General features: G+C 63.7%; 6 protein-coding genes, 1 tRNA gene and 1 pseudogene. 1 reads left to right on the forward strand and 7 read right to left on the reverse strand.

Annotated elements, in window-relative coordinates; genetic code table 11:
* Positions 1–133: 133 nt before the first annotated feature.
* From D3874_RS21315 to D3874_RS21330, 4 genes are all read right to left on the reverse strand, one after another.
* The gene (locus D3874_RS21315; RefSeq protein ID WP_119780619.1) at positions 134–3256 is read right to left on the reverse strand and encodes an AAA family ATPase; all 3123 of its coding nucleotides are present in this window, start codon (positions 3254–3256) and stop codon (positions 134–136) included.
* Positions 3253–3900, reverse strand: coding sequence for an ABC-three component system middle component 1 (locus D3874_RS21320; RefSeq protein WP_119780622.1), 648 nt, complete (start codon positions 3898–3900; stop codon positions 3253–3255). The genes D3874_RS21315 and D3874_RS21320 overlap by 4 nt, the downstream gene beginning before the upstream one ends.
* Positions 3897–6272: an ABC-three component system protein gene (locus D3874_RS21325; RefSeq protein WP_147385765.1), complete on the reverse strand. Its 2376-nt coding sequence runs from the start codon at positions 6270–6272 to the stop codon at positions 3897–3899. Before D3874_RS21325 ends, D3874_RS21320 begins: the two co-directional genes overlap by 4 nt.
* A 492-nt stretch (positions 6273–6764) precedes the next feature.
* Positions 6765–6841: transfer RNA gene (locus tag D3874_RS21330), tRNA-Arg, on the reverse strand.
* 87 nt (positions 6842–6928) lie between these two features.
* On the opposite strand from D3874_RS21330, the pseudogene D3874_RS21335 reads away from it, so the two are divergent.
* Positions 6929–7692, forward strand: a pseudogene (locus tag D3874_RS21335) (IS5 family transposase).
* A 363-nt stretch (positions 7693–8055) separates the two neighbouring features.
* Here D3874_RS21335 and mobF read toward each other — a convergent pair.
* The 3 genes from mobF to D3874_RS21350 form a co-directional block, all read right to left on the reverse strand.
* Positions 8056–10818: a MobF family relaxase gene (gene mobF / locus D3874_RS21340; RefSeq protein WP_119780629.1), complete on the reverse strand. Its 2763-nt coding sequence runs from the start codon at positions 10816–10818 to the stop codon at positions 8056–8058.
* A 1-nt stretch (position 10819) separates the two neighbouring features.
* Entirely contained in the window at positions 10820–11272 is a 453-nt protein-coding gene (locus D3874_RS21345) for a hypothetical protein (protein WP_119780634.1), read from the reverse strand.
* Positions 11273–11409: 137 nt separating this feature from the next.
* Positions 11410–11790, reverse strand: a complete 381-nt coding sequence (locus D3874_RS21350; protein ID WP_119780639.1) for a hypothetical protein — start codon at positions 11788–11790, stop codon at positions 11410–11412.
* Between the last annotated feature and the right edge of the window lie 979 nt (positions 11791–12769).

Raw genomic sequence — 12769 nt, forward strand, 5'->3', positions numbered from 1 at the left:
CGACTTCGCAAACGGCGCGCGAAGCCCCTTCAAAAACCTACCGTCGCGGTGAACGGCCGTGCGCCTCTGACCCACACTGGGCAGGCTAGCGAGTTCATCTAGTTCTACCAGCCCGGCGAATAATGGCGCTCGTTCAAGCTGACGCTGCGTGGGAGCTGCTTGGCGAAGAGGATTGGACCGACCACTCGACGCCGTTCTTGCCAATGCCCAGTAGATTCAATGTCGTGCAGGGGATGCGGCGCGAGCGAAATTTGCGCAGGAGAAATTCCGCTTGGGCAACGTCGTGAGTCGACAAGAGGATCTGATAGCCTTCGGCGGTGACCAAGTTCCCCATAAGGTCCGCAAAGGCAGCGGCATGAATTGAATCATTGTGCTGCAGCGGATCGTCAAGGACGAGCGCCTTCCACCGGGACCACGGAAAGGTCAGGCTTGCGGCGCACAGCATGCTGACCGCCAGGGCCGCCATCTGGCCCTCGCTATGCACGAGCACCGGATCTATATCGCCCACAGCCTTGGGAACCTCGCCGACCTTAACAGCACTCTGTTCGATTTTCTTCTTCTTAACGTGAAGATCGATGCCGACGCGTGAATCGCACAAAATCGCCTGGTTGATCCGGGACATCAAGAACCCCAGGGGTTTGATGTATTCTGAATTGAAATCTTCCAATTCGGCGCTGATATCGACACTCGCCGCTCTCGCGATCTCTTTGACTTGCCGTATGGCTTCGGCGTCCATCTGTTTCTGGGAACGAAGCGATGTCGCGCTGGCCAACAACTCCTCGCGCGCGCCGTTTGGCGGTCCATCGACCTGTTCACGGATTTGTTCAAGTACGGCGCGATGGCTGAGCTGTCGGGCCCAGGCTAGACGCCCCTCGCGCAGACGCGCGAGCTGGCCTGTCGCGTCCTTGGCCGCCAGCCTCGATGCGGCAATGCGACGTTCAACGTCTTGGACGGGGGCGAGATCGGGTTCAGGGCCGAACCGTCGAAGGGCAAGCCAGTCGTCGCTGATCCTGCGCTGCGTCTGATCGAGGTCGGTCTTACGTGAATCGATTTCGACCAGACGCGCCCGCAATCCGGCTTGCTCCGCTTCGAGAGCACCGACGGCCGCGTCGGCGTCGGTTAGCACCCGCGTTGCCGAGCTGACGTCCTCCTGAACGCGGCGCGACGTTGCCTCTGCTTCCTGGAGCATCGCGGGGAGCTCGTCGGGACCGATTTCGCGGTCTGAACCCACCGCGGAGTTCGCGTTTGCCTCGTCCGCCTTCGCCCGTTCGAGAGCGGTTGCAAGGTCCGCGGACGCGCGAGTGGCGGCGTCCAGGGCCCGTTGGGCTGCGTCCCGTGCGCGGACGGCGCGCGAGTGTTCGGCGTTCGATGTCGGGCCGCCCAGGGCCTGATGCGTTTGCCAACGCACCTTTCGGTGACGGCTCGCGCTGAGTGCAGCGATGGCATCAGCTAGTCGCGCCCGTCTCGCGCTCATCGTGGCCGGCTCATCACTCGCGCCTCCATCCAGGCGCGCGAGCAGACGGACCCGCTGCTCACGCTCGGCGTCTAGCGCTGTCCGGGCCAAACGGATCGCCGACTGCGCGGCTCGCAGCTGCTGGAGTTCGGCAATACGGGCATCACGCGCGGCCGACAGGCTGCGGAGTGCGTCTTCCTGGGCGAGAAGCGCGGGCGCGAGGCGTTGCGCAGCGGTCGAGACCCGCGCCTGCAGAGCCGCAGCGCTGTCGAAGTGGGTCGCGCAAAGCGGGCAATCGCATGCATCGACGGGGAGGTGCGTCGCAATCGATGCGATCGCGTTGGACATGGTGTCGACCGTGTCGCGCAGCCCCTCAACAACGGCCGCCTGGGCGTTGACGCTCTCTGCTGCGCCCGCAACGGTTGCTTCGGCGCGTTCCACGGCGTGATCGATGTTCGGATTGGCCGCCTCGGCTTGAGCGAGCGCGTTCGATTGATCGCGAATCCGGCCGTCGCACGCGATCACCTGGTCGACCGTCGCCATGCTGTCGCGCAGGCGGTCGAGCTCCTCGTCGCATTGGCCGATTTCGCCAGTTATCCGCTGTACGATTTGCCGCCTGCGCTCGGCCAGCGAGACATCGCGCTCCGTTGCGACCTTGGCCTGCTCGGCTGCCGCTCGTGCGATGACGCTGTCGCGATGCTCGATCGTCAGCCTGGCCACCAGCGCCCGCGCGTCGCGCAAAGCGCGCAGATGCGCAACGGCCCTGGTCGCGCCCGCCGACGCATTTTGATGTGTCGCTACGTCCGTGCGTCGTTCACTCTGGAGTGCCCAGACCCGATCGAGTTCGCCGCCGAGCACATCCAGCCTAGTCTGTGTCGCGGAGCGTGACGCTGCGACCTCGGCAATATCGGCCAGGGCCCGTTGTCGCTCGCCATGGAGTCGCCGGGCGTCCTCCAACTGGCCTTCCGCCATGAGACAGTCACGCTCAATCTGATCTGCCGTCGCCTGCAGCCGCTCGACCGTGGGTTCGATGTCGATATCCGGCGTGCCGGAGGCATCCCGATCGCCAAGCTGCGCGCCGGCCAGCTGCACAGCGATCCGGCGGGCTTCGATTCTTGCACTGGTCTCGTCAATCGCGCCGGAGATCTGCGCCTCGGCCCAGAGTGCGGCCTCCTGCTCGAGGAGATCGCCCATAGTCTTTGCGTCACGCTCAAGCGCTTCGATTTGCCGGGCGTAGGCGCGAACGACCGTGTTGTTGCCTTGACCATGGAGAGCGTTGGCAATGGCCTCGATAGCTGTGCTCTGTGCAGCTTCTTTCAGGATGTCGAACCGCTCGGTGGACTTGCGATAGGTCAGGCGGGAGAGGGTCGACTGTCCCAAGAAATGCGTCAGCAACAAATAGCGCTGTAATTCGGAAATTCCTTGCTGCCAGGCCGGCGCGCGCAGAAAAGCCGTGATATCGGGAACATTGCCGCCGAGCTGTGACTTGGTCGACTTGGCGGACAACAGGCTTCGCTCAATGACGTTGTCGTCCGAGAATGTCATCGCCGTGCTCGTTGGGCCCGGCTCTCCCTCACGCCAGCGACACAAATAAGTGCCCGGCTTGTTGACGCCGTTTGCGTCGCGGAAGTGATCGATCCGGTCGGAAAGCGCCCATTCTAACGCGTCGAATAGCGAGGACTTGCCCAAGCCGTTGCTGCCGTGGACGATCAGCACGCCAGGCTGCGCCGCTAGTTCAACGTCGAGCGTGGCGAAGCTTCGGAACTGCCGGAGCGCAACGTGCTTGAGGTAGAGCGGCGTCATTGGGCCTGCTCCCGGGCGGCGACGAGCTGCGGAATCAACCCGTCGGGGTCATCCTTGTAAGTCTCAGCCAGGGCCACCCAACGCGTCGCGGCAGGCTCGGACAATCCGTGCCTTACGAGAATTCGCTCGGCGAGGCCCTGATTGTGGTCGAGCGGAGCGTTGAGGACAGCTTCCAGCGACCGCCATGGCTGGGCGAGGAAAGTTCGCGCCAGGAAAAGCTCGTAGGACGCGTCGACGGCATCCGCGTCCGGCATCCAGATCACCTTCCGACAGACTGTCTCGTCCCGCTCGGCAAGGTCGATGATACCCCGCCAGTCAGCCTGAGCGTTGGTCGCCGTCACGCAGAGCATGATATGCGCGTTGATCACCTCTTCGGCACGCATATACGATCGGGCGATCACCATCTGGTTGTGGAGCGCACGAAGAGAAGTCTGCATCTGATCGCTGGCGGTCAAAGCGATCGGCGCGACGAGGACGGGATATGCGCCGAGGCGCAGGCCGATAGCGGTGCCGGAAAGCGGTGCGGCGGACGGGTCCTGGCGTCCCCTGAAGCGTGGGGATGCAAAGTCTGGCTCGACCGTGGCCGGCCATCCCAGGGCCTTGGCGGACGCGAGGAGCTTGTCCCTGAGAATTTCGGGAGTCACTTGGAGAGTTCCTCCAGTTCCTTATCCTGGCGTTCGCGCAAGGCGGCGAACTCCGCTGCCACCGCGGTTTGCCAGGTAGCCAGATCGTTTGTCAGGCGGGCACGCCATAGCTTGTCGTTGCGGATTACGACAGGGCGTACCCGTCTCGCCGCCGCCATTCCCATGGCCGGCTTGCCACCATCGAGGACACGCCCAGGTGGATCCATGACCTCAACCTCCGCCGAGCCGGAGAGGATCAGGGCATCAACGCCCCATTGGTCAGGCTGATCCCAAATCGCGATCGGCTGCCGGCCTACCATCTCGCATCCCGAACCCAGCGCAACCGCATTGTGACTGAATTTCAGGTTTCCGCGGTCGACCAAGGCCGGCTCCAGCGGTTCGCCGTGGTGTGTCGCCAACATCATCACCAGGGCTGTCGCGAGGTGAGAAATGCGGGCGTGATCGCCGTTCCAGCGCGTGTGCTCGTGCTGTTCCACATTGGCGAGCCAACGCAGAAAGGCGTCGAGGAGCGCTTTGTCGGCGGTGAGCGAAGCGTGCCACGCGGTCCACGTCGGTCCGATCGCGCCGGCGATTGACGCATTGATCGGACCGAGCGTGTCGCAGTGATGACTTGCCAGCGCCGATCGGATGCGTTGATCCAGGAGGCGGAGCAGGCAGGCGTCGATTGCCCCGGCCAAGCCGGTCAGGTCCAACGCGAGGGCGGAATAATGTGAAACGGCCGACGGCGCCGCCGCGATTGTCGGCATGATTTTCTGCCAATCGACCAGTCCATTGGGACCAGCGGCCAGCGTGATGCGGCCGCCACTGGCCCGCGCCAGACGAACGATGTCTGCCGACGCCGGTATCTTCGCGGGAGCAGCAGCAAGGTGCAGAACGATCGTGCTTGTCAGTCGCTCACATTGATCGGCGACGTCCAAAAGCCGGTGGCTTCCCTGTTCGACTGGAACATGGGCAGCCGGATCGACCCCGAGGACCAATGTGGCCTTGACCGAGGCGACACTTGCTTGGGATGCCAGTTGAGACGCCTGGTCTTCCAGCTTGGCAATCCGAAGCGCTTCGAAGAAATCGTATGTGTTGGGATCGAGAACTGGCGGCGCACTCAGTTCGGGCCGCGCTGTGAGGAGAGCGGTGGCGTGCGCCCTGTAGGAGCCGAAGTACGCGCCTGCCGGCGCATAGCGCTGGGGTCGGTCGGGGCCGTGCCGCAGGATCACATGCTCGAACGTCTCGGTCAGCGGCGCTCCACCAATGTCAAGGCCACTGACTTGGAAGCCGCCGCCGCTTGGGACCACGTCCGCGACCAGGCCGGCGCTTCGTTGAACCGGCCGTCCGGCTTGCTTCGCCGCCTCGAGAACCGCGAAAGCCATGACCTGATTCAGCTGCGCCGCTTTGGCAGCAGCGAGCAACGGGCCGGAGCTATTGATCGTGACCTGTCGATCCGATCTTAGCAGTTGGTTTAGTCGGTCCAGCACGCCGCGCTCGACGAGCAGCGGCAAGAGCTGGGCATTGAACGCCGCCTCAAGATCGTCTCCGGCCGCAATGCCGGCGTACGCGGCCTGGGCCGTGACGCGAAGGGCGTCATCGGGAAAATAGTTCAGGAAGCGCCGTGTGAAGGCGACATGCTCAAAATTCTGGATCAGAAGACTGAGCAGATCGGTGAGGCCACCATCGCCATTGCCGCTGACGATATAGGTCGCCGGGCTATGTGGTTCAGCGGCGGCCGAGCCGGTGGAATTGTGCCTCCAGTAGTGGATTGGGATTGCGGCGCCACAGGGGATTTCATCACCGAAGCCGATCGCAAGGACGACGCGATCGAACACCCGGTAATCGACCCCGCCGTTCACCGTGAGGCCGAGTCGCCAGCGGGTTCCGTCCTTCTCGAGCGATGTCAGGGTATGCGCGGGTTTGAACGTGAAGTTCGGCAGGCGCGCCTGCGCAGATTGGAAATCCGCCAGGAGCCGGGTGCGGACCGCGCCGCCGTTGTCGGCGGACCAATCCAGGATGGGCAACCCGGCGCGGTCGTCCAAAGATCCTAGCCCCGGCCACTCATAGATATGAGGGTGCAGCAATCGCGGTGACGCGCTCTGGAGCTGCAGGATCGACCCGGCAGGGTCATACAGCATCACGTCGTTGCCGAGCAGCGCTAGCCCGATGGCTGCCATGACGCCTGCGGCGCCGGCGCCAACGACGGCGATATGATCGGTCGGCTGAAGATTGCCGGGACGGCTTAGCGCATGGACGAGCCGCAGCGCCCGAACCTGCTGCGAATAGAATGTTATGCGTCGATCAAATGTCCCAACGAAATGCAGCCCGGCGTCAGCGGGATTCCCCGCCAGTAACAGCCAATCATCGAAAGGGAGACCACCGCCTGCCATTTTAAACCAGAGAGAAAAGGCGGGGCCTCGTAGTAACGTCTGGCGCGGTTGTTAATTGGTGCCGCCTCCCGCAGGCGGTCCTAGCGTTCCTGCCCATATTCCCCCCGACCGTATCTAAGCCCCATCGCGTCATGCACGGTAAACGACGGATCATCAACGAATTTTGCCTGAGCGCCTAGCGCTGTCTGATCGGATGGCGACTATGTCTGATCGGATGGCGACTATAAAGAGACCAATCGATGGGGCGCTGACTGCGGCCTCGCGGGACCCGTCGGCCTAAGCTGGGGCACCGTCGGGGTTCTGGGTATCCAAACAGACAAAATCGCCCGAAGCACACCCCAGAAGAGTTGAACGACATTTTCGGCGCTTCGGTGCCGGAAGAGCAGGTCCCAAGCGATGGACGACTGATCAGGCGAGGGTGCTTAGATCTGGAAGCTCGACCTATTGCGTGAGGGGAGCGCTGTCGACTCCAGCCTTGCAACAAGGGAGAGATGGCGCACCCGACACGATTCGAACGTGTGGCCTCCACCTTCGGAGGGTGGCGCTCTATCCAGCTGAGCTACGGGTGCATCTCTCATTCGCCTAGGGTCGGGACTCAATAAGTTGCGCGGATGATGGCGCGCTGATTCAATCTCCGTTGAGAAGCGGAGGTGGTGATGAAGCGACAGTTGACGTGGCTGAGCGATGCGGAATGGGCTCGGATCGAGCCGTTGCTGCCACGTGGCCGCAAGGGAGCGCATCGGGTCGATGATCGTCGAGTGATCTCGGGCATCGTGCATATGCTCAAGTGCGGCGCCCGCTGGCGCGACTGTCCGCCCGAGTATGGGCCTTATACGACCGTCTACAACCGCTTCAACCGTTGGAGCCGGCAAGGCATCTGGTTGGGCATGTTCGAGGCTTTGACTGGCCATAGTGGGGTATGGGGGACGGTAGCCATTGATGCCACCCACATCAAGGCGCACCGCTCGGCAGGCGGCGCAAAAGGAGGGCCTTCGCGCAAGCCCTCGGCATCTCGCGCGGCGGCCGGACGAGCAAGCTCCACGGACTGACCGACGCGCTGGGCCGGCCACGCCTGCTGATGCTGTCGGCCGGCAACATCAACGACATGACCATGGCAGCAAGCCTGATCGAGGCTGCCACCGGCCGCTTCGATCGGCTTATCGCTGACCGCGGCTACGGCACCAACGCCATCCGCGCTGCCATCGTCGCCCAAGGGGCCCAGGTCGTGATCCCCTCGACCACCAGCCGGCGCGCGCCCATCCCCTACGACCGGGTCGCCTACAAGGCCCGCAACCTCGTCGAGCGCCTCTGGTGCCGCCTCAAGGACTGGCGCCGCATCGCAACCCGATACGACAAACTCGCCCGAAACTTTCTCGCTGCCGCTCTTATCGCCGCGTCTATCACCTATTGGTGCAATTGAGTCCCGACCCTAGGCCCAGTGTCCGTAAGGTCGCTTGAGATAGACGCTGAAAATGCTCTACGAGCGTCTGCTTGTGGCACCCATCGGACCAATGGGCGCAGGCGAACGAATAATTGGGTTCAAGCCAATACTTCAGACCCGTCATGCTGAGCGTCTGCCACCGTCCGTCCGATCATCCGAAGCTGCCAGTCTGTTTTCGGCCAGATATTGCCATCCGCTCTTTGCCCAATTCTGTGCGGTCCGCCAATTGGCCGTTTGACGGTCAAATCTCAGTCTGTCCGTAAACGATATTGACGATTGCTTTCCGGACAAAGTCTGGTGTTGAGATGGCGGCGTCCTGCCGGTTCCCCTGGAGGGCCACCTTCAACGTTCCCAGTCGTCCCGAGTACGGCTGCGCGGCGGGACGAGCCGTGGTGGCTCGGCAACCCGAGGCACCGCTGCCCGAAGGCGCTCGATCGCCTCGCCCATCGATCGGGCGAGACTTTGAAGGTTATGCATGACATGCAGCAGGGCATTCGCGACTTTGTCCTGGAAGCGGTCTTCTGCAAAGCTGGCCAGGAAGTTCAGTGAGTTTGGCCGATCGTGCTCGATTACCGCGGCATCCTTCTCCCGCAGGCGAATCAATTGCTCGAACAGGAGCAATGCGCTCGCCTTCTCAGCGGGCCGGGCAAGATCCGCCGCCAGGCGCTTCGTGACCTCACCTTCGTCCGGGTCGCGTCCATTCCTGGGCATGCGGGCCGGCGCTTCGTTGACCACCCAGTGGCATTCGTCGCGGTGGCGCGATGCGGCAACATAGGCAAGGTTCGCATCCCAGCGCCGGGTGCCGCCGGCCGCCACGATGATCGCGTGATCGACCGTGGCGCCTTGTGCGGCGTGCACAGTCGAGGCATAGGCATGGGCGAGCTTGATCCCGCCGGTGATGGGGTGGCGCAGTTCCCGCTCCGTCACGCTGACGGTCTCGCCGCCGACCGCCATCGTGATCGTGAGCATCTTCGTTTCATCCATCGTGATCGCCGTGATCGTCGCTTCGGTACCGTTGACCAGGCCCTTCCGGCCCGCGATCTTGCGGGTGAGACGGATGCGGTCGCCGCAGGCGAGCGCCAACGCGAACAGGTTCCCGGACTGGTCCGCGGCGACGACCTCGTAATCCTCCCCGCCGATCTGGCCGGCACGCCGGCGAAGTGCCCGGATACGTTCGTTGATCACCCGGGCTTCCAGATTGCTGCGGGCAAGCAGCAGGACGTGCTCATCGTCGCGCTCCAGCCTCGACCAAAGATCGACGGCCGTGTCCACCGCGGTCTCGGGCGTATCCACGGCATGCCAGGTGCCGGTCTCGCGAGCATGCTCAATGGCTGCCTCGGCACTGTCCGGCGACTGGTCGCGCCAGCGCAGGGCCTGGACCCGGTCGGTGGCCGAGCGCTGCCGCCGGACCTCCTTCACCTCGGTGTAGCAATCGCGCGGCACATGGTCGAGTAGCAGGGATAGGGCGGGGCCGGCCTCGACCGGTTGCAGTTGCTGCCGGTCGCCTACCAAGATCACCTTGGCGCCCGCGTGCTCAACCCGGTCGAGGACCGCCGCCATCGTCGGCGCGCCCACCATACCGGATTCATCGACGACCACGATCGAGGCAGGCCCGATTCGAGAGGGGACATCCCCCTTGCCGCCGGCAAGGTTCGCCAGGACCTCATAGGGCGCGCCTGTGGCCTCGCCAAGCGACTGGGCGACCTTCCATGCCGGTCCCGTGACGATCGGAGCGTAGCCCGCGGCCAGATAGGCCTCGATGACGGGCTTGAGCAGGGTGGTCTTGCCGGCACCTGCCGGCCCTTCGATCACCACCAGATCCCCGCCTCCGGTCACGGCGCGTACGGTGCGCGATTGTTCGCCGTCGCAGTTGGCGCGGAACAGCGCTGCTTCGACATCGACCGGGGCCAGCCGCCGATCCATCCTCGCTGCGAGCCGTGGCGCGATCTGCGTGATCCGGCGCTCCGCCTCGAGGACTCGCTGGGTGGTGTAGGCGAGGCTGCGGCGATCGCCCTCGGCCTCAAGGTCGATGAAATGCCGGGCGATCACCTGCTGCTGTAGCGCCTGTGGCTCGAGGCCGCCCAGGTCGCATCCGACCAAGGCCTCATTGATGTGCTGCCGAACGACGCGCTTGGCCGGGCAAGAGTCCGTCGCCGTCACCGCGTCGGCCACTGCCTCCCAGTCCGGCAACGGCCGTGCCGCGGGTTGGCGTCCCACTGTATCCCGCACGATGCCGTCTGGGCTGAATCCCTGCGCAACAACTTCATCGCACCAGACCAGGCGCTGCAGCGCCTCGTCGGCCGAGCCCTTGGGGCGGCGGCCCTTGCGCTGCTGTAAGCCCTGGCGCGCGGCGGAGGCGCGCCGGTCGATCTCATTGCCGCGCTTCGACAGCGCGTCGATGACGGCCTGTGGAATCCCGGCCAGCTCGAAAAGGCCGTGCTTGCCAGGGACGATCTCCACCCCCAGGCGTGCCTGCAGCTCTCTCGCGAGCGTGAGGCGATAGACACTCCCGGCCTCCCTTTGGTGATCGTAAATCGTCTCGCCGTCGATGGCGCGCCACTTGCCGTCGCCGCCCTTCGACAGGTTCATGATCACGGCATGGCTATGCAAGTGCGGGTCCCCGATCGATCCATCGGTCGGTCTGGCGTCGCCGTGGGGGAACACGGCCACGATGAGATCTGCTGGATCCGGCTTGTCCTGGCCCTGCTTGCCGCGCCGGGAGGTGGCGTGCCGGTCGAAGACCTGTTCCAGCGACGCCTGCACGGCTATGGACTGTGCCGCATCGATCTGCGCGACGATCGCGGGCGATCCCAGGCCCCGCAAAACCGATACGGATTTAGGGGCGGCGTGGGTCGCATCCTCGGCTTCCCGGCGTCCCTGGTAGGGGCGGATCAACTCCTCCCCACTGGCAGGATCAAGTCCCTGGAAGACCCGCTCGAAGGCCTTGGCCTGCACGGCATCGCCCGTTCGGAGTCCCAGAGCTGCCGCGGTTGCGCCGAAGCCGACCCAGTAGCCGCCCGATGCCTGGCCCTCGAGATAATAAAGCGTCGGCGCATCAAGATAATAGTCGGCGCCCGACGCATGCCTCACGGTGACGACCATCATCTCACCGCCGGGGCTGCAGCTGCTGAAGATAGGCGCCCAGTTGCTGGATCTCTTGGAGCAGGGCCAGGAACATCCTCCGCAGCGACTCGCTGTCCGGAGCCGGAGCGCTCACCAGCTTCTCCAGGATTCGGTTCAACAGCGCCGCCAGGCGCTGATCGTTGTCGGCCTGATGCCGCAAAACCGTCTCGAACAGTGACACGAGAGGAAACAAGTGCTGGTCGATTCGCTGGACGAATGCGACGAGCATGCGATCCAGGAATTGCTGCCGCTCGTGCTCGAACTGAGCCAGGAGTGCCGCCCGGTCGACGCAGACGGCGATCGCCTGCGGGATAGGCTCCTCGGGAAAGAGGTGCCGCAATCTCTCGAGTGTCTCCGGTGCGATGCGCACGGGAACGGAGGCATTGGTCATGGCGCGATCCTCGATCGGGTGGCACCCGGGATCGGGCGCCTTCATGACCAAGGTATCGCGATCTGAAGAGAACTCAGCGTGAGTCAACGCTTGCGCAATAGTGAATCACCATAACTGCAGAGGCAGTCGTAGAAAGGTGAATCGCGATACTGCTGCGTCGAATACTTCTTGACTCCCAAGTATTATCTTGGGCCTGTCCTCACACCGAGCAACTCGTTGGGGTGATCGATCCCCAGGGCTTCCATCAGGCGGACGGCAGCCGCCCACAGGAGCAGGGCCGGCTCGATCGTGCCATAGGCACCCGCCAGTCCAATGCCGTTGCCAAGCAGGATGGCGCCGCACAGCAGTTCGAAGTCCGCGGGCGGATCCGCGGGGAGGGGATGGCGAAGCCGCATCGCGAGGCGCCGGTAGATCGTGGTATCATCGCCAGCTGCCTCGAGTTTGTCTGCCAAGGCATCCGTCGCCAAGCCAGAGAAGTCGTTCCGCCACAGCAGGTGGCCGCGGCTGTACATAATGAAGCTGGTGCCGGGCCAGACCTCAAAGAGCCTGTCCTCGAGCCGCATCGTGATTTCCTCCCTGCCAGGTGGTATCTCAGGCGTGACGCGCCCGCTGCCGCGTCATCGGGCCTGCGAAATCCTGTCCAGCACCTATATGGGGTCGATCGTCGGCCTGGGCGGCGTCTCCGCCAACCGCCACGGTTGGGATCTACGGGTTCGCGCTGTCGACACCGTGGCCGGTGGCGGAGGGTCCACCAACAATGCCGTAGTACGGGATCGCCCGGCGGCAAGACGGGTAGTCAGGGGAAGGCAAGCGCCTCAACGGAATCCGAGATAGATCCCATATCTGGGATGGCGCGTCTCAAGTCTATGCCTGTAGCACCTCGGTGCAGAGGTGCCATAACAAAAAAACTGACCTAAGTGTTTGACCGGCGAAACATGGGGCGGTCCTAAGTGTTTGAGGAGAGCATTGCCTTAGGTGCACATCAATGGTTGGGGAAATTGGGTGTCGGGAAATACTTCGAATTCGTGCTCCCACCGCGCCGCCAATCCCGTCAGGTGCATGATCTGATACCCCAGAAGTGCGCGCCACCTATTGAGGCTTAAGGTACCGCCTCGCAAGCACAGGACCGGGAAGCGGCGAGTGTGAATTGACGCTCGACGCCGCCGAATTCTTGGCGTCCCAGCAGTGAATTGTGCCCCGCTCCTCAATGCCCCCCGAAACCAAGCCCTCAATGCCATGATGGGGCCCCGTTCCTTCGGCATGAGGTCCAGTTCCACAGCGAGATCGCGAAGCTCGTCCGCATAAGGCTGCCCGAAAATCGCCTTCGCTATTCTTGCCGCTGATCGATTGTTAGCGGATTGTGATCGTGCGATGAGTCCGACGACCAGCAAGACCGCATCAATGCCCATCTGTCCAGCAAGGGTCGCAACATTGGAATGCGCAGCAGCCTGTCGGATCGACAATGCGACATGCCGATACAAGCCTGAGAGGTCACCGAAATGAGTTGGCCCGGCAAGCCGCCCCAATTGATGGCTGGTGCGC

The organism is Oleomonas cavernae (assembly GCF_003590945.1).
Lineage (GTDB): Bacteria > Pseudomonadota > Alphaproteobacteria > Zavarziniales > Zavarziniaceae > Zavarzinia > Zavarzinia cavernae.